The organism is Streptomyces sp. APSN-46.1 (genome assembly GCF_022815725.1).
Classification (GTDB): Bacteria; Actinomycetota; Actinomycetes; order Streptomycetales; family Streptomycetaceae; genus Streptomyces.
Genome location: NZ_JALGRF010000004.1, coordinates 64,248 through 88,122, shown reverse-complemented (window position 1 = coordinate 88,122; position 23,875 = coordinate 64,248). Strand labels below are relative to the sequence as shown.

The 23,875-nt window shown below is 71.2% G+C and carries 24 protein-coding genes; 11 read left to right on the top strand and 13 right to left on the bottom strand.

Annotated features, from left to right (window positions below; all coding sequences use genetic code 11):
• Positions 1-270 precede the first annotated feature (270 nt).
• Positions 271-1,095 (bottom strand): maleylpyruvate isomerase family mycothiol-dependent enzyme, encoded by an 825-nt coding sequence (locus MTF65_RS14740; protein ID WP_243629147.1) that lies wholly within the window; start codon positions 1,093-1,095, stop codon positions 271-273.
• Between the two features lie 137 nt (positions 1,096-1,232).
• Between MTF65_RS14740 and MTF65_RS14735 the strand changes: the two genes are divergently transcribed.
• The 3 genes from MTF65_RS14735 to MTF65_RS14725 are packed head-to-tail and all read left to right on the top strand — an operon-like array spanning position 1,233 to position 3,428.
• Positions 1,233-2,012 carry a carbon-nitrogen family hydrolase gene (locus MTF65_RS14735; protein ID WP_243629146.1) on the top strand — a complete coding sequence of 260 codons (780 nt, stop codon included), beginning with the start codon at positions 1,233-1,235 and terminating at the stop codon, positions 2,010-2,012.
• Positions 2,013-2,069: 57 nt separating this feature from the next.
• Complete coding sequence (locus MTF65_RS14730; protein ID WP_243629145.1) at positions 2,070-2,876, top strand: hypothetical protein; 807 nt, start codon at positions 2,070-2,072, stop codon at positions 2,874-2,876.
• Between the two features lie 30 nt (positions 2,877-2,906).
• On the top strand, positions 2,907-3,428 hold the full coding sequence (locus tag MTF65_RS14725) for a DUF4240 domain-containing protein (RefSeq protein ID WP_243629144.1): 522 nt from the start codon (positions 2,907-2,909) through the stop codon (positions 3,426-3,428).
• Between the two features lie 28 nt (positions 3,429-3,456).
• Here the strand turns inward: MTF65_RS14725 and MTF65_RS14720 are convergent, their stop codons facing one another.
• Both MTF65_RS14720 and MTF65_RS14715 read right to left on the bottom strand, forming a co-directional pair.
• Positions 3,457-3,828 carry a hypothetical protein gene (locus tag MTF65_RS14720; RefSeq protein WP_243629143.1) on the bottom strand — a complete coding sequence of 124 codons (372 nt, stop codon included), beginning with the start codon at positions 3,826-3,828 and terminating at the stop codon, positions 3,457-3,459.
• 44 nt (positions 3,829-3,872) lie between these two features.
• The gene (locus MTF65_RS14715) at positions 3,873-4,331 is read right to left on the bottom strand and encodes an OsmC family protein (protein WP_243629142.1); all 459 of its coding nucleotides are present in this window, start codon (positions 4,329-4,331) and stop codon (positions 3,873-3,875) included.
• Between the two features lie 65 nt (positions 4,332-4,396).
• Here MTF65_RS14715 and MTF65_RS14710 point away from each other — a divergent pair, with 65 nt between their 5' ends.
• On the top strand, positions 4,397-5,113 hold the full coding sequence (locus MTF65_RS14710) for a helix-turn-helix transcriptional regulator (RefSeq protein WP_243629141.1): 717 nt from the start codon (positions 4,397-4,399) through the stop codon (positions 5,111-5,113).
• Here MTF65_RS14710 and MTF65_RS14705 read toward each other — a convergent pair.
• Positions 5,110-5,664 carry a Uma2 family endonuclease gene (locus MTF65_RS14705; RefSeq protein ID WP_243629140.1) on the bottom strand — a complete coding sequence of 185 codons (555 nt, stop codon included), beginning with the start codon at positions 5,662-5,664 and terminating at the stop codon, positions 5,110-5,112. The genes MTF65_RS14710 and MTF65_RS14705 overlap by 4 nt on opposite strands.
• Positions 5,665-5,766: 102 nt before the next feature.
• Between MTF65_RS14705 and MTF65_RS14700 the strand changes: the two genes are divergently transcribed.
• Together MTF65_RS14700 and MTF65_RS14695 are read left to right on the top strand one after the other, a co-directional pair.
• Positions 5,767-7,584: an NHL domain-containing thioredoxin family protein gene (locus MTF65_RS14700; RefSeq protein ID WP_243629139.1), complete on the top strand. Its 1,818-nt coding sequence runs from the start codon at positions 5,767-5,769 to the stop codon at positions 7,582-7,584.
• Between the two features lie 71 nt (positions 7,585-7,655).
• A complete protein-coding gene (locus MTF65_RS14695) occupies positions 7,656-8,771 on the top strand; it encodes an amidinotransferase (RefSeq protein ID WP_243629405.1) in 1,116 nt (371 codons plus the stop codon).
• A gap of 63 nt (positions 8,772-8,834) precedes the next feature.
• Here MTF65_RS14695 and MTF65_RS14690 read toward each other — a convergent pair whose 3' ends face one another.
• The 5 genes from MTF65_RS14690 to MTF65_RS14670 form a co-directional block, all read right to left on the bottom strand.
• Positions 8,835-10,139: a M18 family aminopeptidase gene (locus tag MTF65_RS14690; protein ID WP_243629138.1), complete on the bottom strand. Its 1,305-nt coding sequence runs from the start codon at positions 10,137-10,139 to the stop codon at positions 8,835-8,837.
• A 102-nt stretch (positions 10,140-10,241) separates the two neighbouring features.
• Positions 10,242-10,982 carry a hypothetical protein gene (locus tag MTF65_RS14685; RefSeq protein ID WP_243629137.1) on the bottom strand — a complete coding sequence of 247 codons (741 nt, stop codon included), beginning with the start codon at positions 10,980-10,982 and terminating at the stop codon, positions 10,242-10,244.
• 297 nt (positions 10,983-11,279) lie between these two features.
• A complete protein-coding gene (locus tag MTF65_RS14680; protein WP_243629136.1) occupies positions 11,280-13,106 on the bottom strand; it encodes an acyl-CoA dehydrogenase in 1,827 nt (608 codons plus the stop codon).
• 116 nt (positions 13,107-13,222) lie between these two features.
• Complete coding sequence (locus tag MTF65_RS14675) at positions 13,223-13,582, bottom strand: ATP-binding protein (RefSeq protein ID WP_243629135.1); 360 nt, start codon at positions 13,580-13,582, stop codon at positions 13,223-13,225.
• Positions 13,579-13,785, bottom strand: coding sequence for a hypothetical protein (locus tag MTF65_RS14670; RefSeq protein ID WP_243629134.1), 207 nt, complete (start codon positions 13,783-13,785; stop codon positions 13,579-13,581). Before MTF65_RS14670 ends, MTF65_RS14675 begins: the two co-directional genes overlap by 4 nt.
• A 115-nt stretch (positions 13,786-13,900) precedes the next feature.
• Between MTF65_RS14670 and MTF65_RS14665 the strand changes: the two genes are divergently transcribed.
• The 3 genes from MTF65_RS14665 to MTF65_RS14655 all read left to right on the top strand — a co-directional run bounded on the left by MTF65_RS14665 (position 13,901) and on the right by MTF65_RS14655 (position 16,044).
• Complete coding sequence (locus MTF65_RS14665) at positions 13,901-14,821, top strand: helix-turn-helix transcriptional regulator (protein ID WP_243629133.1); 921 nt, start codon at positions 13,901-13,903, stop codon at positions 14,819-14,821.
• A 102-nt stretch (positions 14,822-14,923) separates the two neighbouring features.
• Positions 14,924-15,382, top strand: coding sequence for an SseB family protein (locus MTF65_RS14660; protein WP_243629132.1), 459 nt, complete (start codon positions 14,924-14,926; stop codon positions 15,380-15,382).
• A 95-nt stretch (positions 15,383-15,477) separates the two neighbouring features.
• Complete coding sequence (locus MTF65_RS14655; protein ID WP_243629131.1) at positions 15,478-16,044, top strand: hypothetical protein; 567 nt, start codon at positions 15,478-15,480, stop codon at positions 16,042-16,044.
• 120 nt (positions 16,045-16,164) lie between these two features.
• On the opposite strand, the gene MTF65_RS14650 is transcribed toward MTF65_RS14655, so the two are convergent.
• On the bottom strand, positions 16,165-16,539 hold the full coding sequence (locus MTF65_RS14650) for a hypothetical protein (RefSeq protein WP_243629130.1): 375 nt from the start codon (positions 16,537-16,539) through the stop codon (positions 16,165-16,167).
• 186 nt (positions 16,540-16,725) lie between these two features.
• On the opposite strand from MTF65_RS14650, the gene MTF65_RS14645 reads away from it, so the two are divergent.
• Positions 16,726-17,682, top strand: a complete 957-nt coding sequence (locus MTF65_RS14645) for a pirin family protein (RefSeq protein ID WP_243629129.1) — start codon at positions 16,726-16,728, stop codon at positions 17,680-17,682.
• A 193-nt stretch (positions 17,683-17,875) separates the two neighbouring features.
• Here the strand turns inward: MTF65_RS14645 and MTF65_RS14640 are convergent, their stop codons facing one another.
• From MTF65_RS14640 to MTF65_RS14630, 3 genes are all read right to left on the bottom strand, one after another.
• Positions 17,876-18,286 carry a hypothetical protein gene (locus MTF65_RS14640; protein WP_243629128.1) on the bottom strand — a complete coding sequence of 137 codons (411 nt, stop codon included), beginning with the start codon at positions 18,284-18,286 and terminating at the stop codon, positions 17,876-17,878.
• 181 nt (positions 18,287-18,467) lie between these two features.
• Positions 18,468-19,568, bottom strand: coding sequence for an AI-2E family transporter (locus tag MTF65_RS14635; RefSeq protein WP_374207232.1), 1,101 nt, complete (start codon positions 19,566-19,568; stop codon positions 18,468-18,470).
• A gap of 136 nt (positions 19,569-19,704) precedes the next feature.
• The gene (locus MTF65_RS14630) at positions 19,705-21,876 is read right to left on the bottom strand and encodes a SpoIIE family protein phosphatase (RefSeq protein WP_243629403.1); all 2,172 of its coding nucleotides are present in this window, start codon (positions 21,874-21,876) and stop codon (positions 19,705-19,707) included.
• Between the two features lie 168 nt (positions 21,877-22,044).
• Here MTF65_RS14630 and aspS point away from each other — a divergent pair, with 168 nt between their 5' ends.
• Positions 22,045-23,865, top strand: a complete 1,821-nt coding sequence (gene aspS, locus MTF65_RS14625; RefSeq protein WP_243629127.1) for an aspartate--tRNA ligase — start codon at positions 22,045-22,047, stop codon at positions 23,863-23,865.
• Positions 23,866-23,875: the final 10 nt, after the last annotated feature.

Genomic DNA, 23,875 nt, shown 5'->3' with positions numbered 1-23,875 from the left:
CGCGCGCGCGCCGGCCGGCGGGGCGCGCCGCCCCTCCCCCCCCCGGCGGCGGGGGGCGGGGGGCCGGGGGGGGGGGGGCCCCCCCCCCCCCCCGAAACCCGGCTCCGCCGGGCACCGGGCTCCGCCCGGACCCGCGCCTCAAGCGCCGGCGAGGCTGGATCTGCCGGGCACCGGGCTCCGCCCGGACCCGCGCCTCAAACGCCGGCGAGGCTGGAGTTGCCGGCGAGGCCAGAGCGGCCCGGGGAGCGGCCCCGGCCGGGGCAGTGGCCGCTACGGGGTCACGGTGAAGTGCGCCAGGATGGCGTCCCCCAGGGCGGTGTCGCCCTCCAGCTTCACCCGGTCGGCGACGGCACGCGGACGCACCCGCCCCGCCGCCAGCCGGACGTACGTCTCCCAATCCAGGGTCAGCGTCACCGCCGGGCCCAGCGAGGGCGCCGAGTCCACCGTCCCGCGCCCCTCCGCGTTCACCCGTACCGTCCGCATGAACTCCACCGGCCCGTGCACGTCCACCACGACCGCCGAGTTGGCCGGGGCGCCCGCCCGCTTCGCGACGACCATCGGCAGCATTTCCAGCAGCATGTCCCGCACGACGAACGCCCCCGGCGAGTCCCAGTTCCCCGGCGCGCCCAGCGCGGCCCGCAGATCCTGCTCGTGGAGCCACACGTCCCACGCCCGCAGCCGCAGCGCGTGCTCCAGGGTCACCTGCCCGCCGAGCGGCGCCCGCACCAGCGTGGCGGGATCCCGCTTCTCGTTCCGCAGCTGCCGCGCACGCCGGATGACGGTGTACTCCAGCTCGGAGGTCATCTCCGGCGCCGTGTGGTGCCGGCGGACGTCAACCTGCACTTCCATGTACCGGGTGAACTCGTCCACCACGTGCCGCAGATCGCGCGGCAGCGTGTGGATCGGCCGCGGGTCCCCGAGCTGCTCGCACTCAAGGCCGATGATGTGTGACACCACGTCACGGACCGACCAGCCGGGGCACGGGGTGGCCCGGTTCCACTCGCCCTCGGTGAGGGGGAGGACCAGCTCGGATATCGCCTCGATGGAATGGGTCCACGCGTCGGCGTAGGGCTGAAGGCTGGGATGGACGGTCAACGGGACCCCTCGCGTGCTGTTCAGTGGCGCGTTGTGGACTATGCCCAAAACTACGCTGCCGGTGAGCACCCCGGCAGTGCTTTCGTGTGACGATCGTAGGCCCGAGTTGACGGTTCTCATGCCAGGACGGTGGTAGTGTGCGCGCCTCTCTGATCCAAATCGCGGTGAATGAAGGGGAGTCGGTGGCCTCCCGGCGGGCCCGGGCCGCCGATCTCGTACGGGAGCAGTCCGCCTCCGACCTGGTCGTGCTGCCCGAACTGTGGACGGTGGGCGCCTTCGCCTACGAGCAGTTCGAGACCGAGGCCGAACCGCTGGACGGCCCGACCTACCAGCAGATGGCCGCCGCCGCGCGCGACGCCGGGGTGTGGCTGCACGCGGGCTCGTTCGTGGAGCGCGCGGGCGACGGCTCCCTCTACAACACCGCCCTCGTCCTCTCCCCGGCGGGAGAGCTGGCCGCGACCTACCGCAAGATCCACCGCTTCGGCTTCGACCAGGGCGAGGCGGTGCTGATGTCCGCCGGCGATACCCTGACCACGGTGGCCCTGCCGGAGCAGACCCTGGGCCTGGCGACCTGCTACGACCTCCGCTTCCCGGAGCTGTTCCGCGGCCTGGTGGACGCCGGGGCCACCACGATGGTGGTCGCCGCGGGCTGGCCGGCCCGGCGCCGCTCCCACTGGACCCTGCTCAGCCGGGCGCGCGCGGTGGAGGACCAGTCGTACGTCCTGTCCTGCGGGCTGGCCGGTACGCATGCGGGCGTCGAGCAGGCCGGTCACAGCCTGGTGGTGGACCCGTGGGGCGAGGTCCTGGCGGAGGCGGGGGCGGGCGAGGACGTCCTCACGGTGGAGCTGGACCCGGCGATGGTCGCCGAGACCCGGGAACAGTTCCCGGCGCTGAAGGACCGCCGCTTCGGCCGTTAGCCCAGGCCGGTCCTCGGCGGTCCTCAGCCAAGGCGGTCCTCGTACTAGGTTGCGGACATGCCCCTTCTCTACGTGACCGACCTGGCCTACCCGGCGCGCGGCCGCCGCTACTGCGACGAGGACATATTCCTCACGTCCCGGCTGCGTGAGCACTTCGACCTCGCCCTGTGTCACCCCAAGGACGCGGAGGCCCTCCTGCCGCTCGGCTTCGACGCCGTCGTCGTCCGCAACAGCGGCCCGGTCCTGCACTACCAGGAGGCCTACGACGCGTTCCGCGCGGCCGCGCTCGCCGCCGGGAGCCGCGTCTACAACCCCCTCACGGGCCGCGCCGACATGGCGGGCAAGCAGTACCTCCTGGACCTGACGGCGGCCGGCTACCCGGTGATCCCGACGGTCGACGACCCCGCCCGACTGGACCTCCTGCCGGACGTCCCCTCGTACGCCGTCAAGCCCAAGCAGGGCGCGGACTCCATCGGCCTCGCCTTCACCGCGCACCCGGACGTTCCGGCGGGGGAGTTCCTGATCCAGCCGCGCATCGACTTCACGTACGAGGTGTCCTTCTACTTCGTCGACGACGCCTTCCAGTACGCGCTCCACGCCCCGGACCCGGCCCGCCGCTGGGAGCTGGCGCCGTACGAGCCCACCCCGGCGGACCTGGACTTCGCCCGGGCCTTCATCGGGTGGAACACGCTCTCGCACGGCATCCAGCGCGTGGACGCCTGCCGGGCGCCGTCGGGCGAGCTGCTGCTGGTCGAGCTGGAGGACCTGAACCCGTACCTGTCGCTGGACCTGGTCGCGCCGGAGGTCCGGGACAGGTTCATCACATCCCTCGCGCATTCCCTCCACACTTTCCTGAAGGACTGATGTCAGACCGGGGTGCCAGGCTCACTCCCCATGGACAAGCAGACCTTGTGGAAGCTGATCGAGTCGGCCCGCGCGGACGCGGCGCCGGATGAGGTGGCGGCGCGGGCGGCGCACCTGCTGGCGCTGCGGCCGGCGGAGGAGATAGCCGCCGCCCAGCAGGTGGTGTGGGACCTGCTGGCGGAGTCCTACCGCGCCCCGCTCTGGGCCGCGGCCTACGTGATCAACGGCGGCTGCTCCGACGACGGCTTCGACTACTTCCGCGGCTGGCTCCTCACGCAGGGCGAGGCGGCCTTCACCGCCGCCCTGGCCGACCCCGACTCCCTCGCGGATCACCCCTCGGTCCGCGAGGCGGCGTCCGAGGGGGTGGAGCTGTGGGACGAGGCGGCCCTCTCGATCGCCTGGACGGCCTACGAGGCCGCCACGGGCCGCGAACTCCCCGCCGACTCCTTCACGATCAGCTATCCGCCCCTGGACCCCGCCTGGGACTTCGACTTCGACGACACCGCCGAAACCTCGGCCCGCCTACCCCGCCTGAGCGCCCTCTTCGACTGAGCCGTACCTCCCGAGCTCGGGCTCACCATCAGCCCCGCTCCCATCGTTCGACGACGTCGCGGCACACGGCGGTGTGCTCGTCCGACACGAGCAGGACGAGGTTGCCGCCGTGATCGCTGTACTGAATCAGGACGTTGACACCGGCGTCGCCGAGCAGGCGGGCCAGCGCGCCGAGCTGTCCGGGTGTCTCCTGGTCCAGCCGGGTCATGGCGACGTCACGCACGACGGCGGGGCCGAGCCCCGCGGCGTTGACAGCGGCCAGGGCGGCGGGGCCGTCGTCGACCAGGTAGTGCGCGACGGCATGCCCGTCGTGGGTGAACACACCACCGCCTTCCAGGCTCACCCCATGGCCGCCGAGCGCCTGGCCGAGGTCGGCCAGCGCGCCGGGCCGGTTCGGCAAGTGGACCTCAAGGTCTTGCGGGCGGGGGTCTTGCGGGTGGGCGGTCACGAGGTCACCACGGTCGTGGAGACCTCGACCGGGACCGACAGGCTGTTGGCGACGTAGCACGCGTGGTGGGCCCGCACGGCGATTTCCTGGACCTTGCTCTCGTCGGTCCCGGCGGCGGTCCTGACGGTCACGCGCAGGTGGATCGCCGCCAGGCGGGCGGGCTCGGCGGTCAGGTCGAGGTGGCTGGTGGCCTCGTCGTCGTAGGCGAGCACGTCCACTCCGGCGCGGGCGGCGGCGCCGAGGAACGACAGCATCTGGCAGGACGAGGCGGCCATGACCACGAGTTGTTCGGGGTTGAGCCGGTCGGGGTTGCCGCGGAAGGCCGGGTCCGCGCTCAGCTCGACCTGCGCGGTGGCCGGCGTGGCGACGGCGGTGTGGTCGCGCGAGTAGGCGCGGATCCCGCCGGCGGTGGAGCCGTCCCAGTGCAGACGCGTGCGGTAGGCGTGCGTGTTCATGCTCGAACCGTAGGTCTGGGACGCTTCGGCACCGGCCGAAGTGTCGTCGTCGTATCGTCACCTCCATGAACAGGGACCGGGACAGGGACAGGGACCGGGACTTCACGAGAGCGGGCAAGGCGCTTGCCGCACCCGCGCGTTCGGTGTTCCTGAACCTGCTCATGGACGGCACCAGGCGGCCGGCCGGCGAGCTGGCCCAGGGGGCCGGGGTGAGCGCCTCGACGGCGTCGGAGCACTTGGCGGTGCTCGTCGATGCCGGTCTGGTGACGTGCGAGGCGCGCGGGCGGCGCCGCTACTACTCGCTCGCCGGCCCGGAGGTCGCCACGGCCCTGGAAGCGCTCGGCGTCCTGGCCGACCCGGCGCCCGTCGTGGGGTATCGGCGAAGCCGTCAGATGCGGAACCTGGCCTCGGCGCGGTTCTGCTACGACCACATCGCCGGGCGGCTCGGCATCGCGCTGACGGATGCCTGGACCCGCCGGGGATGGCTGGCCGACCGCGAGTCGCTCTCGCTGACCGACGCCGGCGCTGACGGGCTGCGTGGGATCGGGGTGGATGTCGACGGCGCGATCCAGGCGCGCCGCGCCACCACCCGGGCGTGCCTGGACTGGACGGAACGACGAGCGCATCTGGCCGGTGCCCTGGGCGCGGTAGTCGGCAGCCGGTTCCTTGAGGCCGGGTGGGTGGTGCGGCACCGCTCCGGGCGGGGCCTGAACGTCACCGAGAGCGGCCACGATCTCATCCGCGGAACCTGGGGGATCGACCTGGCGTCGCCGCCGCCCTAGAGCGCGCTGGTGTCCAGGTCGATCCCGAACGGCTCCGGCAGCCGCACCGGCGTCCCGAAGGGGTGCGGCCCGTCTACCTCGGTGTAGCCGAGCCGCCCGGGCTCGGAGAACAGCGTGACGGTCTTGTCCAGCCGGTCGACGAGGAGGTACAGCGGTGTGCCGTACTCGGCGTACCGCTTGCGCTTGACGACCCGGTCGGTCTCGCAATTGGACTCCGAGGTGACCTCGACGACGAGCAGCACCTGGTCCGGAAGGAGAGCGCCGCCGCCCTTCGCCAGCGCCTTGGGAGCGACGGCGAGGTCGGGGACGTACCAATTCGGCGACCCTGGAAGGTCCAGGTTGCCCGACCCGGTGACGCAGTCCAGCTCCTTGACCCGCGGTCGGATCTGATCGCGGATCTCTTCAGCTGCGTTTTCGTGGTCCCAGCTCGGCGTCACGTTGCTGATGACCCCTTCGACGATCTCGGTGCGGTCCCCGAGGTGGTGCTGGATGACGTACTTCAGCGCCCGCTCAGGGTCGATGCCCTCGCCGTAATCGTGCGCGGTGGTCATTCCGGACGCCTCCTTCATTGCCTGTGGCCAGATTCCCACGGGGGCCCGCACCCCGTCGTCACCCGCACGGGTGCATATGCCCGGGGGTGGCACCCTTGAGCCATGAATTCTGCCGCGTCCGCACCCCGACGTGCCCGTGTCCGTGCCCCCGAGCTGATCGGCAAGGGGGGCTGGCTGAACACCGGTGGTAAGCCGTACACCCTCGCTGACCTGCGAGGGCGGATTGTGATCTTGGATTTTTGGACCTTCTGCTGCATCAACTGCCTGCACGTCCTCGACGAGCTGCGTGAGCTGGAGGAGAAGCACCGCGACACCGTGGTGATCATCGGTGTGCACTCGCCGAAGTTCGTCCACGAGGCCGAGCACGCCGCCGTCGTCGATGCCGTCGAGCGGTACGAGGTGCACCACCCGGTGCTGGACGATCCCGAGCTGGCGACCTGGAAGCAGTACGCCGTGCGGGCCTGGCCCACGCTCGTCGTGATCGACCCCGAGGGGTACATCGTCGCGCAGCACGCCGGTGAGGGGCACGCGCACGCCATCGCGCGGCTCGTCGAGGAGCTGGAGGCCGAGCACGAGGCCAAGGGCACCCTGCGGCGCGGGGACGGGCCGTACGTGGCGCCCGAGCCGGTGGCGACCGATCTGCGGTTCCCCGGGAAGGCGCTCCTGCTGCCGTCCGGGAACTTCCTGGTGTCGGATTCGACGCGGCACCAGCTGGTGGAGCTGGCCGCCGACGGGGAGAGCGTCGTACGCCGGATCGGCAGCGGCGAGCGCGGGTTCACCGCCGGCAGCTTCAGCGAGCCGCAGGGGCTGGCGCTGATGGACGACGGGACGGTCGTCGTCGCCGACACCGTGAACCACGCGCTGCGGCGGTTCGACCCCGTCACCGGAGAGGTCGAGACCGTCGCCGGGACCGGACGGCAGTGGTGGCAGGGCTCGGCGACCTCCGGGCCGGCGCTGGAGGTGGACCTGTCCTCGCCGTGGGACGTGGCGTGGTGGCAGGGCAAGGTGTGGATCGCCATGGCCGGCGTGCACCAGCTGTGGACGTGGGATCCGCAGACGCGGACCGTGGAGGTCGCCGCCGGCACGACCAACGAGGGGCTGGTGGACGGGCCCGCCGCCGAGGCCTGGTTCGCGCAGCCGTCCGGGCTCGCGGCCACCGAGGAGCGGCTGTGGGTCGCCGATTCGGAGACCAGCGCCCTGCGGTACGTGGAGGCCACGCCCGACGGGTACGTCGTCACGACCGCCGTCGGGACCGGCCTGTTCGACTTCGGGCACCGGGACGGCGACGCCGCCCAGGCGCTGCTCCAGCACCCGCTGGGGGTGACCGCGCTGCCGGACGGCTCCGTCGCGGTGTGCGACACGTACAACCACGCCCTGCGCCGCTTCGACCCGGCGACGGGCCGGGTCACCACCCTCGCCACCGATCTGCGGGAGCCGAGCGACGCGGTGCTCGCCGGGAGCGAGATCGTGGTCGTCGAGTCCGCCCGGCACCGGCTGACCCGGCTGCGGCTGCCGGAGGAGGCGGTCCGGGTCGACGCCGTCGCGCACCGGACGCAGCGCGCCGCGACCGAGGTCGCCCCGGGCACGCTCCGGCTGGAGGTGGTGTTCCAGGCGCCGAGCGGGCAGAAGCTGGACGACCGCTACGGCCCCTCGACCCGCCTCCTGGTCTCCTCGACGCCGCCGGAGCTGCTCCTGGCGGGGGAGGGCGCGGGCAGTGACCTGTCCCGCGGTCTCGCGCTGAACCCGGAGGTCCTGGAGGGCGTTCTGCACGTTTCGGCGATGGCGGCGTCCTGCGACGACGACCCGGCGAACGAGTACCCGGCCTGCCACGTCCACCAGCAGGACTGGGGTGTCCCCGTCACCCTCACCTCGACGGGCGCGACGCATCTCCCGCTCGTCCTGGCCGGGCTCCCGTCCTAGGGCGACTACTTTGAGTAGTGTGGCGGTTGCGGTACGACGACACTGAGGTCTTTGATCGAAAGTGGTTGGGCATGGCGGTGGTGCAGAGTTCCGGCACTGCGGAACCTCTCGTTTCGCCGGTCAGTTCCCACAACGAGTGGGATCCGCTGGAGGAGGTGATCGTCGGTCGTCTCGACGGCGCGACGATCCCCTCCAGGCATCCGGTCGTGGCCTGCAACATTCCGCCCTGGGGGGCGCGTTTGCAGGGACTGGCGGCCGGGAGCAGGTATCCGCGTGTGCTGGTCCAGCGGGCGCGTGAGGAGCTCGAACAGTTCGTCGCTCTCCTGGAGTCCCTCGGCGTCACGGTCAGGCGCCCGGACGCCGTCGATCACCAGCACCGCTTCGGCACCCCCGACTGGTCGTCGCGCGGATTCTGCTCCTCCTGTCCGCGGGACAGCATGCTCGTGATCGGCGACGAGATCATCGAGACCCCGATGGCATGGCCGTGCCGGTACTTCGAGACGCACGCCTATCGCTCGGTCCTCAAGGACTACTTCCGGCGCGGCGCGCGCTGGACGGCGGCGCCGCGGCCGCAGCTCACGGACGCGCTGTTCGACGCGGATTTCTCCGTTCCCGTGGACGGCGAGCCCATGCGCTACATCCTCACCGAGTTCGAGCCCGTGTTCGACGCGGCGGATTTCGTCCGCGCGGGACGCGACCTGTTCGTCAACCGGAGCAACGTCACCAACCGCACGGGCATCGAATGGCTGCGCCGTCATCTGGGATCCGGCTACCGCGTCCACGAGATCGAGAGCCGCTGCCGCACGCCCATGCACATCGACACGACGTTCCTCCCGCTCGCGCCGGGCAAGGTGCTGGTCAATCCCGAGTACATCGACGTCGACCGGCTGCCGGACATCATGAGCTCGTGGGACGTCCTGGTGGCCCCCGAGCCCGACCCGATCGACGAGCGCCTGCTCAAGGTCACCTCGATGTGCGGCAAGTGGCTCAGCATGAACGTTCTCATGGTCGACGAGAAGCGGGTCATCGCGGAGCGGCACCACACCGGCATGCTGCGCGCGCTCGAAGGCTGGGGGTTCGAGCCGATCCCGTGCGACCTGACGCACTACACGCCGTTCGGCGGCTCGTTCCACTGCGCGACGCTCGACATCCGGCGTCGCGGCACGCTTGAGTCCTACTTCGGCTGATCGCCTCGCGGCGCACCCCACGTCGGAGACAGCGGTTCCGACGTGGGGTGCGACGCGGGCGGGTCAGCCCTCCAGGAAGGCGACCAGCGCGTTCGCCAGCAGGTACGGGTCATCCGCCCCGCACAGCTCGCGGGCGCTGTGCATCGACAGGATCGCCACGCCGATGTCCACGGTCTGGATCCCGTGCCGGGCGGCGGTGATCGGGCCGATCGTCGTCCCGCACGGCATCGAGTTGTTCGAGACGAAGGTCTGCCACGGCACGCCGGCCCGCTCGCACGCGGCCGCGAACACCGCGCGCCCGGTGCCGTCCGTCGCGTACCGCTGGTTGACGTTGACCTTCAGGATCGGGCCGCCGTTGGCGCGCGGGTGGTGCGAGGGGTCGTGCCGCTCCGCGTAGTTGGGGTGCACGGCGTGACCGGTGTCCGAGGACAGGCAGATCGTGCCGGCGAAGGCCCGCGCCCGGTCCTCGTACGAGCCCCCGCGCGCGAAGACTGAACGTTCCAGCACGTTGCCCAGCAGCGGGCCGTCCGCGCCGGTGTCCGACTGCGAACCGTTCTCCTCGTGGTCGAAGGCCGCCAGCACCGGGATGTGGTCCAGGCCCTCGGAGGCGGAGGCGGAGGCGGAGACGGCGGCCAGCGCCGCGACACCCGCGTGCACCGAGATCAGGTTGTCCATCCGCGGGCCGGCCACCAGCTCGCGGTCACGCCCCAGGTAGGAGGGCGGCTCGATGGAGTGCACCATCAGGTCCCAGCCGGCCACCGAGCCCTGCGGCAGGCCCTCTTCCTCCTCCAGGAAGGTGATCAGATCGCCCTCCTGTACCTCGCCCAGGCCCCAGACCGGCTGCATGTGCCGCTGCTTGTCCAGCTTCAGCCCGTCGGTGTTCACCGACCGGTCGAGGTGGACGGCGAGTTGGGGGACGCGCAGCAGCGCGCGGTCCACGTTCACCAGGCGCTCGGTGCCGTCGCGCAGGGTCAACCGCCCGGCCAGGCCCAGGTCCCGGTCCAGCCAGGTGTTGAGCAGGGTGCCGCCGTAGATCTCGACGGCGATCTGCCGCCAGCCCTGCGAGCCCGTGTCGGGAAGCGGCTTGACCCGCAGGTTGGGGGAGTCGGTGTGCGCGCCGACGATACGGAACGGGGTGTGCGCGACCGCGCCCTCCGGCACGTACCAGGCGATGAGCGCGCCGCCGCGGAGGACGAACTTGCCCCCGGTTCCCGCGTCCCAGGCGTCCGTTTCCGACAACTGCCTGAAGCCTGCCTTTTCCAGCCGCTCGGCCGCATTGGCCACGGCGTGGTACGGCGACGGACTAGCCGCCAAAAAGGTCATCAGATCGTCGGTGTGGCCGCGGTCGAAGCGGGCGGGAGAGCTCATGTGGTTCACCTTAACGACGGTCGTGTTCGCCATGGCCGGACTGCGGCGGATAGCCCAAAGGTCAGGGTGCGTGGGGGAGTGTGGCCCGCGATCCCGTCGTTCTCAGCCCGGCGGACGCTCGAATCTGCGGTGCAGCTGCCGCCGCTCGCCCCGCCGGATGCGCGGGAGCATCTCGGGGGTCTGCGCCGAGCGCTGCGCGCGCCTTTTGCGTCCGGCGCAGAAGATACAGGCCTCACCGGGGGGCGCGTCGGGATCGATGGGGGCGCCTGGGTGTTCGGAGCAGCCCGAGGCGTTGCGCGGCCGGGACAGTTCGCGGGCCACGATGAACGCGCGGTGCAGGTCGTCCGCGATGCGTACGAAGTCCTCCGCGGGGGAGGAGATCCCCAGGTGGAAGCGGCGGTCCTCGACCGTACGCAGGTGCGCGCGCAGCAGCTCGTGGGTGTACGGGGGGTCCGGCACGGGGTAGCCCAGCCGGCGCTGCTCCCCGGCCGGCGGGGCCGCGGCGGCCGCCCGGCCGCCCTGGGCGCGCTGGCCGACCCGGCGGCGGTCGTTGCAGATCAGGCAGCGGCCCCAGCCGTCGGGCGCTTCGGGGTCGAGGGCGCCGTTGGGGTGCTCGGCGCAGCCGGTGTAGCTCTTGGCGGGAGCGAGGCCGGCGGCGGTCCGGAAGGCGATGTGGAGGGCGTCGGCGATGCCCTCGTACTCGGCGGGGTGGGAGCCGTCGTACAGCTCGCGCAGGTGGTCGCCCAGGCTGCCCAGGCTCGCCTGCAGCTCCTTGAGGGCGTACGGCCGCCCGGTGGGGACGGAGTACCCCCTGCCGCTGCTGTGCTGATCCTGTGGAGTCATGCCTAGAGCGTCCCATGGCCGACTGACAACGAGGAAAGCCGCAGGCCGGGGGCCCGGCTGCGGGGCCCGGCTGCGGGGCCCGGCCCGGCTCGCGACCGCCCGGCTCGCGACCGTCCGGCTCCCGGTCGGCCCGAGCCCGTGCCGGCTGCGGAGCCCGTGCCGGCCCGAGCCCGTGCCGGCCCGAGCCCGTGCCGGCCCGGGTCCCGCCGGCGGGGAAGGTGGCGGGGCGCCGCGTACGCCAGCGGCCGGACCCCGGGGGGTCCGGCCGCTGGCGTGTGACTGCCGAAGCGGCGCAGCTTAGAACGCGGCCTCGTCGAGCTCCATCAGGGAGTTGTCGACGGACTCGGCCAGCGCGCGCTGGACCGAGACGCCCGGGAGGATCTGCGCCGCGAAGAACTTCGCGGCGGCGATCTTGCCGGTGTAGAAGGGGACGTCCTTCGGGGAGGCGGTCGCCAGCTTCTCGGCGGCCACGGCCGCGCCCTTGAGCAGCAGGTAACCGACGACCACGTCACCGGACGCCATCAGCAGGCGGGTGGTGTTCTGGCCGACCTTGTAGATGTTCTTGACGTCCTCGCCGGTGGCGGTGAGGTCCACGATCATCTGACCGACGATGGCCTCCAGGTCGACCGCGGCCTTGGCGAGCGCGTCGCGGGCCGGGGCCAGCTCCTCGCCACCGACGGCCTCGGCCAGGAACTTCTTGATCGTCTCGGAGAGGACGTTCAGGGAGGCGCCCTGGTCGCGGACGATCTTCCGGAAGAAGAAGTCCTGGCCCTGGATCGCAGTGGTGCCCTCGTAGAGGGTGTCGATCTTGGCGTCCCGGATGTACTGCTCGATCGGGTATTCCTGGAGGTAACCGGAACCGCCGAACGTCTGCAGCGACTGGGCGAGCTGCTCGTACGACCTCTCGGAGCCGTAGCCCTTCACGATCGGCAGGAGCAGGTCGTTCAGGCCGATCTCGGCGGAGGCGTCCTCGCCCGCGGCCTGCTTGAGCTGGATCTCGTCCTGGACGGAGGCGGTGTACAGCACCAGGGCGCGCATGCCCTCCGCGTACGCCTTCTGCGTCATGAGCGAGCGGCGCACGTCGGGGTGGTGCGTGATGGTGACCTTGGGCGCGGCCTTGTCCATGAAGTTCGCCAGGTCCGTGCCCTGCACGCGCTCCTTGGCGTACTCCAGCGCGTTCAGGTAGCCGGTGGAGAGGGTGGCGATGGCCTTCGTGCCGACCATCATCCGGGCGAACTCGATGATCATGAACATCTGGCGGATGCCGTCGTGCTTGTCGCCGATCAGCCAGCCCTTGGCGGGGTGCTGGTCGCCGAAGGTCATCTCGCACGTGTTGGAGGCCTTGAGGCCCATCTTGTGCTCGACGTTCGTCGCGTAGACGCCGTTGCGCTCGCCCAGCTCGCCGGTCTCCCAGTCGAAGTGGAACTTCGGGACGAGGAAGAGGGACAGGCCCTTGGTGCCCGGGCCGTGGCCCTCGGGGCGGGCGAGGACATAGTGGAGGATGTTCTCCTCCATGTCGTGCTCGCCGGACGTGATGAAGCGCTTCACGCCCTCGATGTGCCAGGAGCCGTCCTCTTGCTGGATCGCCTTGGTGCGGCCGGCGCCGACGTCCGAGCCGGCGTCCGGCTCGGTGAGGACCATGGTGGAGCCCCAGCGCTTCTCGACCGCTATCTGGGCGACCTTCTTCTGCGCCTCGTTGCCCTCTTCGAAGAGGATGCCGGCGAACGCCGGGCCGGAGGAGTACATCCAGACGGCCGGGTTCGAGCCGAGCAGCAGCTCCGCGTAGCCCCAGATGAGGGAGCGGGGCGAGGTGGTGCCGCCGATCTCCTCCGGGAGGCCCAGACGCCAGTACTCCGAGTCCATGAAGGCCTCGTAGCTCTTCTTGAACGAGGCGGGGACCGGCGCCGTGTTGGTGGCCGGGTCGAAGACCGGCGGGTTGCGGTCGGCGTCCGCGAAGGACTCGGCCAGCTCGTTCTCGGCGAGGCGGGTGAGCTCGGACAGGATGCTCTTGGCGGTCTCGGTGTCCATCTCACCGAACGGGCCGGTGCCGTACAGCTTGTCGCGACCGAGCACCTCGAAGAGGTTGAACTCGATGTCTCGGAGATTCGACTTGTAGTGCCCCATGGCGACGGCTCCGTTAAGGCTCGGGAAGACAGGTTCCTCGTACATACCAGTTGGTAACAACATGATGCTACCCGTGAGTAATAACGGCAAGCCTTCCGAGCCGACTGTGACCAGGGTCAAAGCTCGCACCAGACGGTCTTGGTCCGGGCCCCCTGGGTGACCCCCCACCGCAGGGCCACGGCGTCGAGCAGGGCGAGCCCGCGGCCCGACTCTTCGGCGTCGGTCGCCTGCCGCGGTACGGGCCACACGCGCGGGTCGGGATCGGTGAGCTCGACCCGCGTACGGGTTGCCCTTCCGGTGACGCGCAGGGTGACGGGCGTGCCCTCGCCGAGGTGGGCGATCACGTTGCTCAGCAGCTCGCTGACGCAGAGCTCCGCGTCGGGGCTCGCGTCGGTCCCGAGGTGCTCGCGCACGGCGTAGCGGAGCATCGGTACGGCCTTGGGGACGGCGAGCAGCCGGATGGTGAGGGTGCTCACCGGCTCGCCAGGGCGGTGGCCAGTCGCTGCGCGGTGGCGAGGTTGCAGTTGCCGAGGGCGATCAGGGGAGGGGTGTGGTAGCTGCCGGCGTAGGAGGGGAGGTGCAGGTCGAGGGAGGGGAGCGTGATCCCGTGCGCTGCGAGGGCGGCGCGGAGGTGCGTGAGGACCTCGAGGGCCTCGCGGTCGTGGGCGTGGTCGCTCATGGGGGGCCTTCCTGTGCGGACCGGCTGTGACGAACTGCTCACAGGCTGGCGCGGCTCGGCGTACCGTGGGAAGGGTTTCGGGCTCCACGGTGCGAGGTGTGGAAGGCGGGCGATTGTGGCCCCACGTAAGGACATTGACGGCTCAGCGAGCGTGCCGGCCTTTTATGGCAAGGAGCTGCGTTGGAGGCGTGAGCATGCGGGCCGCACGCTCCAGCAGGTGGTGGAAGGCAGCTATTACGGGGTCAGCTACCTGAGCGAGATTGAGCGCGGTAACCGGCGGATACCGCTGGACCTGGCGCAGCACGTTGACCGGGTGCTGGACACCGACGGGTTCTTCGCGCGCCGCTGCGAGGACGTACGGAAGGCACGAAGCAGCGTCGTGGCGTCGTACTTCACGGAGGCCTTGGAACTGGAATCACGCGCGCAGGGGATCGAGGAGTGGACCCCTATGGTCATCCCCGGGCCCTTGCAGCTGGAGCCCTACATTAGGGAGCTCGTTCACGCCGCCCATCCTCTGGCGGATGAGGAGCGTGTCGCACAGGCGGTCGCTAGACGGCGTGAACGTGCATGGGTCTACGAGGACGCCGATGGGCCCGCGTCTTGGGTCGTCCTCCACGAGTCGCTCCTTCGGCAACCGGTTGGCGGGGACGAGGCAATGGCGGAGCAACTGGCCCACGTGGCCGCCGTTGCCCGGCGCCGCCGCTACATTCCGCAGATCCTGCCGTGCAATGCCGGAGTGCACCCTTTCATGACGGGGTCGACCCACTTCATGAGCTTCAGTGATGCCCCGCCGGTCGTGTACATGGAGAGCATGTACAGCGGCCAGCTGATCGACGACCCGGGCGTGGTGGTGCAGTACCAGAATGCGTACAACCGCCTCCGTGCGGCCGCGCTGCCGCCCGAGGTGTCCCTGAAGATGATCGAGGCCGCAGCCGAGGACTACGGAAGTGGCAACCATGCGCGGCGTCTTGAACATGGCCGCCTAGCTACAGCACCGCCCCCGTGGGGCTCGGAGCGGAAGTCGCGGACGGCCTGACTGGCATCGTCCACCGCCTGGCCCCCCTTAGCCGCCGAGCTGAAGGCCTTCGGGCCAGAACTCGACGCACCGGCGGGCCGCCGCATCGGTAGGCTGTCGGCCATGTACGGCTACGACCAGAACCCGGGCGCCCAGCAGGGCTACGCGCAGCCCCAGCAGGGCTACGCGCAGCAGCCGCAGCAGCCGCTGTACCCCGAGCCGTCCCCGCCCTCCCTCGCGGACGCGGTACGGGCCTTCACCACAGGCTCCCTGTCCGCCGAGGACTTCCAGCAGATCTTCGCCACCTCGAAGGTCTACTGCCCGCGCGGCGAGACCCCGGGATTCCTCGCGCTGCACAACACGCAGCAGCCGGTGATCCCGATGTTCACCACGCTCAAGGAGCTCCGCCGGTACGCCGGCAAGGAGTCCAAGTACTTCGTCATCACCGGCGCCGAGGTGATCGACCTCCTGCCCACCGGGTACGGCTTCGTCCTCGACATGGAGGGCGACCACCGGATGGTCTTCGACGCGAAGGCCGTCGAGCAGATGGTCGACTACGCGATGCGCCGCATGTATGGCTAGCGCCATTGCTGCGCAGACGGCTAGGCCGGAGGGCCGTCGTAAGGCACCGTATGGGAAGGCCAGTTGAAGGCCGGCCGGTCGACTCAGGGGGACACATGCGGGCCCGCGCACTCTCACTCGTACTGACCGCTGGCAGTGCCGTCCTGCTCATCGGCTGTTCCGGTGGACCCGAAGCCGCCGCGCCGAGCGCGAGCCCGAGCCCGAGCGCGTCCTGGACCCAGACGCCGACGCCGACTGTCACGCCCGAGCCGACCCCGGCCAGTGCGCTCGTCGTCCTCTGGTACGGGCAGGGCGGCTCCGAGCGGTACAACGAGCTGGTCCGGCAGGCGCGCATCTCCCACGGCCTGCACGAGCAGGGCCGCGCGGTCATCGACTTCCAGTACCTGTCCGAGGCGCTCCGAGCCGCCGAGGCATACCGGCAGATCCCCGACGCGCCGGCCCAGGAGGTGTGGGCGAGCGCGCTGAAGCACACCCGCAGTGGCATGGCGGGCGTTCTGGCCGCTTCCTCCCTGGCCGCCTCGCCGCTGCCCGAGGACGAGGCCAGGGCGGCGGCGGCCCTGGGGTGGGAGAACGTAGCCAAGGGCCTCGGGGAGCTGAAGGACCTGGACACCCGGTTCCGCGCCTACGGGGTCCTGCCGCTGAAGGACCCGTGGAAGGACTGACGGCATCGCTGACGCAGACGGCTAGACCCCGGCGCCGCGCGGGCGGCTAGCGGCCCGCGCTCGCGAAACGGCCCGCCTCCGGCCTTCACCCGGCCGGGGCGGGCCTCGCCGCGTACGGGGTCAGGCGCGGCGGGTCCGGCGGGAGCGGCGCCACAGCAGCGCCACCGCCGCCCCGGCCGCCAGTGCGAGGGCGGCGTACGCCCACAGCGACGTCAGCTCCGGCCGGTGGCGAAGGGAGAGCCGGATGCCCGCGAAGCCGAGGACGGCGACGGCGTAGTCCATGCCCTCGGCCCCGTCGTGGGCGGTCGCCCAGCGGATCAGCAGGCAGCCCGCCAGGCACAGGGCGCCCCAGGTGGCCAGGTAGGGCCACGGCGACCCCGGCAGCGGGGTCATCGGCATGCCGGTCGCCGCCCACCGCCAGGCGGCCCACCCGAGGGCGACGAGCGCCGCCGAGGCGCCGAGAGGCTTCAGGAACGTGCCGTAACTGCTGGTCATGCCGGGTCCCCCTGTGGACTGCGGGTGTGGCCTTCGGATGTGGTCTGCGGGGTGGTCCGCCCCCTGGTAGGACCGCGGATCCCGGCGCCGGGTTGACCCGGGAATGACATCGGGCGGTGCGCTGTTCTGCGGGGTGGCAGAAAGTTCAGCTTTCAACTAAACTCGACGCAGAAGGAGGTTCCGACCATGCCTGCAGTGACTGTGGAGAACCCGTTGACGCTCCCCCGCGTCGCGGAGCCCGGCCAGGAGACCGCCGCCCGGAAGGTGCTGGCCGTCACGACCGCCCCCGGCGGGTTCGAGGGCGAGGGATTCCCGGTGCGGCGCGCCTTCGCCGGGATCAACTACCAGTACCTCGACCCGTTCATCATGATGGACCAGATGGGCGAGGTGGAGTACGCGCCGGGCGAGCCGAAGGGCACCCCGTGGCACCCGCACCGCGGCTTCGAGACCGTCACGTACCTGATCGACGGAACCTTCGTCCACCAGGACAGCAACGGCGGCGGCGGCATCATCAACGGTGGCGACACCCAGTGGATGACCGCCGGATCGGGCCTCCTGCACATCGAGGCCCCGCCGGAGTCCCTCGTCGTCAGCGGCGGGCTCTTCCACGGCCTCCAGCTGTGGGTGAACCTCCCGGCCTCCGACAAGATGATGCCCCCGCGCTACCAGGACATCGGCGGCGGCAAGGTCCAGCTGCTGACCACCCCCGACGGCGGCGCCCTGCTCCGGGTCATCGCCGGCGAGCTGGACGGGCACGCGGGCCCGGGCATCACCCACACCCCGATCACGATGGTCCACGCGACCATCACGCCGGGCGCGCAGATCACCCTGCCGTGGCGCGAGGACTTCAACGCCCTCGTCTACGTCATGGCCGGGCGCGGCAGCGTCGGCACGGACCGGCGGCCGCTCCACACCGGCCAGACGGCGGTGTTCGGGGAGGGCGGGTCGCTGACCGTGCGCGCGGACGAGTCGCAGGACTCGAACAGCCCGGACCTGGAGGTCATCCTGCTCGGCGGGCGCCCGATACGGGAGCCGATGGCGCACTACGGGCCGTTCGTCATGAACAGCAAGCACGAACTCCAGCAGGCCTTCGACGACTTCCAGGCCGGCCGGCTGGGCACGATTCCGGCCGGGGGTATCTGACCGCGACGCAGAGCTGCGCGGCGAGTCACCTTGCCCACCAGTGCCCTATCAGGCCCCTGGTGCGGGGGATCTGTGCGCGATGGGGCACGCGGAGGGCAACGCAGGTTGTGAGAGGTTGAAACACCAAGCTCAGCACAGCGGTGCCGCCCGCTGGCGTGGCTGGCGGACGGCACGGGGCTCAGCCCGGAGGCTGCTACCCGACGGGCTGGAAGGTCCAGGCCTGGTAAGGGTCGCCGTACTCGGGGGCCAGGGCGACACGCGGCGGGAAGATCCGCAGCAGGCTCAGGCCCAGGCGCATGGGGGCGTCCACGACGCCGATGAAGTAAGTGCCGGGCTCCGCGGCGGGGATGAGCTGCCATTGGCGGGGCTCGGGCAGCAGCAGGGCCGGCTCGTGCATGTCCGGGTCGCCGTCGTAGCTCACGTGCTGGCCGTCGGCGCTGATGGTGTGGGTGCCGTTGCCGTTGCTCTGCACCTGCCACGTCTGCGTGAGCCCGCTGTCCGGCGGCAGGAGGACCAGCGGCGCACCGGGCTCGGAGCCCAGCGTGGTGAGGAGTTGCTCGTGGGTGAAGACGATCCGGTAGAGGCCCTTGGGCAGGTCTGCCATATCTACTCCGCATCTCTGAACATCGTGCCGAGTGGCACGGTCTGTGAGCGAACCAGAGTGGGGCGCCAGCAGGCCAGAGAAACTGATGTGCGGCACACGAAAGTGTGGAAAACGCGAGCAAATGGCATGAGTTGGACTCTGCGGGCGTGGACGCGCAGAACGACTGGCGCGACTCGATCGTCTACGGCGTCCTGAAGGAGGAACGCCCGGGCGGTCTGCCCTGGGCCGCGGGCTCCGCGTACCGGGCCCGGAGTTCCGAGATCACCCCGAAGGCGGCCGCCGTCAGCGGAACCGCCAGCAGCATCCCCAGGATCCCGGCGACGCTCGCCCCGGCCGTGATGGCCAGCATCACCACGGCCGGGTGCATCTGCACCGTCCGGCTCTGCACCACGGGCTGGAGTACGTACCCCTCGATCACCTGGACCGCCAGGACCACGCCCAGCGCCCACAGGCCGATGACCCAGCCCCGGTCTGCGAGGGCGACGAGGACCGCCACGGCGCCCGAGAGGAAGGCGCCGAGGTAGGGGATGTACGCGGTCACGAAGACCAGGGCGGCCAGGCCCACCGCGCCCGGCACCCGGAGCACCAGCAGACCCGCGCCGATCAGCACGGCGTCGATGAGGGCCACGAAGGTGGTCCCGCGCATGAAGCCCTCGACGGCCTCGAAGGCGCGCCGCCCCATCGCCTCCATCAGGTCGCCCGAGCGGCGCGGCGCCAGCGCGCGCAGCGTGCCCACGGCGCGGTCGGAGTCCCGCAGGAAGAAGAAGATCAGCACCATCGCCAGCAGGGCCATCGCGATCATCCCGCCGACCACGCTGAGACCGGTGAGCACGCCGGAGGCGGCCGTACCGCCGAACTTCGCGAGCAGGTCCTTGGAGTTCCGGGCGACGTCCTCCAGCGAGGTCCCGGCCGCCCCGAAGTGCTCCGCGAGCCCCTCGCCGGCCCGCACGAGCGCGGCGATGATCACGTCGCCGGTCTCGATGAGCGCGAGGGCGACGACGTACGTGGCCCCGCCGACCACCGCGACCACGGCGAGGCAGGTCAGCGCGGCCGCGAGCGAGCGCCGCACCCCCATCCGGACCAGCCGCCGGTGCATCGGTCCGAGCAGGGCCGTCCCGAGCAGGGCGAGCAGCGCGGGAGTGACGGCCGTCCGGAAGACGACGCACAGCCACACGGCGACGGCCGCCACGCCGGTGATGAGCAGGACGACCGCGCACCAGGCGGCGAGCCGCCGTACGGGCTCCGGAAGGAGGGGGCTCGGCAGGTCATGGGGACTCGACACCCGGTCATCCAATCACGCGTGACGTCGCGTCAGTCCGGAGTCAGCGCGGCGTCGGCCCGGCGTCAGTCCGGCGTCGGCCCGGCGTCAGTCCCGCGCCGCCCGGCGTCGGCCCTCCCGGGGGAGGGCCGGGGACGGCTCATGCCTCCGGCTGGGGCTTCGACCGCTCGTACAGCTCGAACCAGGTGGACTTGCCCTCGCCGCGCGGGTCCACGCCCCAGGTGTCCGCCAGCATCTCCATCAGCAGGACCCCGCGCCCGCTCGACGCCATCTCGCCGGGGTGCCGCTTGTGCGGGAGTTCGTCGCTGCCGTCGGAGACCTCGATGCGCAACCGCCGCGTCCCCAGCTCGCCCACCGCCTCGGCGACGAGCACCGCGTCCCCGTCCGTGTGCACGAGGACGTTGGTCACCATCTCGGAGACCATCAGCTCGGCCGAGTCCAGCTGGTCCTCGTCCGCCCAGTCGTGCAGCAGCTCCCGGATCTGGCGCCGGGCGCCCGCGATGCGCTCGGGCTCGGCCTGGGCGACGGTCAGCATGGTGCGCCGGGCCGGGCGGGCCGGGTACGTCATCGAGGTGCCGCAGCCGCATTCCGCGCTCGCGCGGCACAGCAGGACGACGGCTATGTCGTCCTCGCGGCGGTCGGCCAGCGGGCCGGTGGTGTGGTGCGAGGAAGGGCCGTGCACCGCCTGGACCAGCAGGTCGGCGAGCTTCTCCAGGTTTTCGGTGTCGTGCGTGTCGGACTCCAGGACCGCGCGCAGCCGCGCCCAGCCCGTGTCCAGGTCGTGGCCGCCGGTCTCGATGAGCCCGTCGGTGCACAGCATCATCGTCTCGCCGGGTTCGAGGGTGAACCGGGTGGTGGGGTAGTCGGTGTCGGGAACGATGCCGAGCGGGAGCCCGCCCGCGGTGGGGCGCATCAGGACCGTGCCGTCCGCCATCCGGATCGCGGGGTCGGGGTGGCCGGCGCGGGCCACCTCCAGCGTTCCGGTCCCGGGGTCGCACTCCACGTAGAGGCAGGTGGCGAAGCGGGGGCTCTGGAAGTCCGCGTCATCCAGGGGACCGGCGCCTTCCCCCTCCCGCTCCCGTTCCTGCGAGGAGCACAGCCCGGCGAGGAAGCGGGAAGCGCGGGAGAGGACGGCGTCGGGCCGGTGCCCCTCGGAGGCGTACGCGCGCACGGCGATCCGGAGCTGGCCCATCAGGCCCGCGGCCCGCACGTCGTGGCCCTGGACGTCCCCGATGACCAGCGCGAACCGGCCCGAGGGCAGCGGGATCATGTCGTACCAGTCGCCGCCGACCTGGAGGCCGCCGCCGGTCGGGACGTACCGCGCGGCGATGGTCATGCCCGGGATCTCGGGGCCGAGCTGCGGCATCATCGACCGTTGCAGACCGGTGGTGAGTTCCCGCTCGGATTCGGCCACGCCGGCGCGCTGGAGTGCCTGGGCCAGCATCCGGGCGACGGTGGTCAGCACGGACCGCTCGTCCGGGGAGAAGGTCACCGGGTGCTTGAACGCGGCCATCCAGGCGCCCATGGTGCGCCCGGCCACGATCAGCGGGAGGAAGGCCCACGAGGCCCGGCCGAAGGGCTGGGCGAGCGGCCAGGTGGCCGGGAACCGCCGCTTGTACTCCTCGGGCGTGGGCAGGTAGATCGCCCGTCCGGTACGGACGACCTCGGCGGCCGGATAGTCCGTGTCCAGCCGCATCTGTGCGAAGGGGCCCTCGTCGCCGGGTTCCTGCCCGTGGTGCCCGATGATCGACAGCCGCTCGCCGGCCATCCCGAAGACGGCCAGCCCGTCGGGGCTGAAACCGGGCATCGACAGGGAGGCCGCCACACGCAGCACCTCGGCGGTGGACCGGGCCTCCGCCAGGGCGCGCCCGGCGTCCAGCAGGAAGGCCTCGCGGGAGCGCCGCCAGTCACCGGTGATCGGGGTGTGCGCGGCGGTGGTGCCGGGCTGGGGCTCGGCGATCTCCTGGATGGTGCCGATCAGCTCGTAGTCCACGCGGCCGTCGGCGCAGCGGTTCTCCAGCGGTTTGGAGCGGCTGCGCACGGTGCGCAGCACCCGCCCGTCCTCGTCCATGATCCGCAGGCGGGCCTCGGCGAGGGTGTCCTCGGCGACGGCGAGGGTGACGATGCCGTTGATCTCGTTCCAGTCCACCGGGTGGAACCGGGACCGTACGGCGACCTCGGGCAGGACGACCGGCTCGGCGGGCAGCCCGAGGAGCCGGGCGGCCTCGCTGTCGAGTGTGACCGTCCCGGAGGCGTTGTCCCATCGCCACAGTCCCGTCGCGATGGCGGCCAGGACGTCCTCGGTGCGCACCCGGTCATCTTTACAGGTCATCCGAGTGTCGTGCCCGTTCGCGGGTGTGGTGCCTGTTCACGGTGTCTCTTGACGGGGCGCTGCGGGCATGCCCGCCCCGTCCCCGGCTCGGGCGGTAACCTTGGGACGGTTGAATCCACCCTGGTATCGCGAAGAACTGGATGACTGATGCATCGGTACAGGTCCCACACGTGCGGCGAGCTCCGAGCCTCTGACGTCGGCGCCGACGTCCGGCTGAGCGGCTGGCTGCACAACCGTCGAGACCTGGGCGGCATCCTCTTCATCGATCTGCGCGACCACTACGGCATCACGCAGCTCGTCGCCCGCCCCGGCACCGCCGCGGCCGCCGCCCTGGACAAGCTGTCCAAGGAGACGGTCGTCCGCGTCGACGGCAAGGTCGTCTCCCGCGGCGCGGAGAACATCAACCCCGAGCTGCCCACCGGCGAGATCGAGATCGAGGCCGCCGAGGTCGAGGTGCTCGGCGCGGCCGCCCCGCTGCCCTTCACCATCAACACCGACGACGGTGTGAACGAGGAGCGGCGCCTGGAGTACCGCTTCCTCGACCTGCGCCGCGAGCGCATGCACCGCAACATCATGCTGCGCTCGGCCGTGATCGCCTCCATCCGCTCCAAGATGGTGGCCCTCGGCTTCAACGAGATGGCGACCCCGATCCTCACCGCGACCTCCCCCGAGGGCGCGCGCGACTTCGTCGTCCCGTCCCGTCTGAACCCGGGCAAGTTCTACGCCCTGCCGCAGGCGCCGCAGCAGTTCAAGCAGCTGCTGATGATCTCGGGCTTCGACCGCTACTTCCAGATCGCGCCCTGCTTCCGCGACGAGGACGCCCGCGCCGACCGCTCGCCGGGCGAGTTCTACCAGCTCGACGTGGAGATGTCCTTCGTCGAGCAGGAGGACGTCTTCCAGCCGATCGAGCGCCTGATGACCGAGATCTTCACCGAGTTCGGCAAGGGCCGCGAGGTCACCTCGCCGTTCCCGCGGATCCCGTTCCGCGAGTCGATGCTGAAGTACGGCAACGACAAGCCCGACCTGCGGGCGAAGCTGGAGCTCGTGGACATCACGGATGTCTTCGAGGGCTCGGAGTTCAAGGCGTTCGCCGGCAAGCACGTGCGTGCGCTGGCCGTCCCGGACACCGCCGCGCAGCCGCGCAAGTTCTTCGACGGCCTGGGCGAGTACGCGATCTCGCTCGGCGCGAAGGGCCTGGCCTGGGTGCGGGTGGGCGAGGACGGTTCGCTGACCGGCCCGATCGCCAAGTTCCTCACCGAGGAGAACGTCAAGGTCCTCACCGAGCGCCTGGGCCTGGCCCCCGGCCACGCCGTGTTCTTCGGCGCGGGCGAGTTCGACGAGGTCTCCAAGATCATGTCCGGCGTTCGCGTCGAGGCCGCCAAGCGTGCCGGCCAGTTCGAGGAGAACGTCTTCCGGTTCTGCTGGATCGTCGACTTCCCGATGTACGAGAAGGACGAGGAGACCGGCCGGATCGACTTCTCCCACAACCCCTTCTCCATGCCGCAGGGCGGCATGAAGGACCTGGAGGAGAAGGACCCGCTCGACATCCTGGCCTGGCAGTACGACATCGTCTGCAACGGCATCGAGCTGTCCTCCGGCGCCATCCGCAACCACGAGCCCGAGGTCATGCTGAAGGCCTTCGAGATCGCCGGGTACGACGCGGAGACCGTCGAGCGCGAGTTCGCGGGCATGCTGCGCGCGTTCCGCCTGGGCGCCCCGCCGCACGGTGGCATCGCCCCCGGTGTGGACCGCATGGTGATGCTGCTGGCCGATGAGCCGAACATCCGCGAGACCATCGCGTTCCCGCTGAACGGCAACGCGCAGGACCTGATGATGGGCGCGCCCACGGTTCTGGAGGAGACCCGCCTGCGCGAGCTGAACATCGCGCTGCGCAAGCCGGTGGAGACGAAGCTGCCGGCCGACGCCAAGCCGATCACCGAAGCCGTCCACCCGGACGCCTCGCGGTAGTTGGACCAGG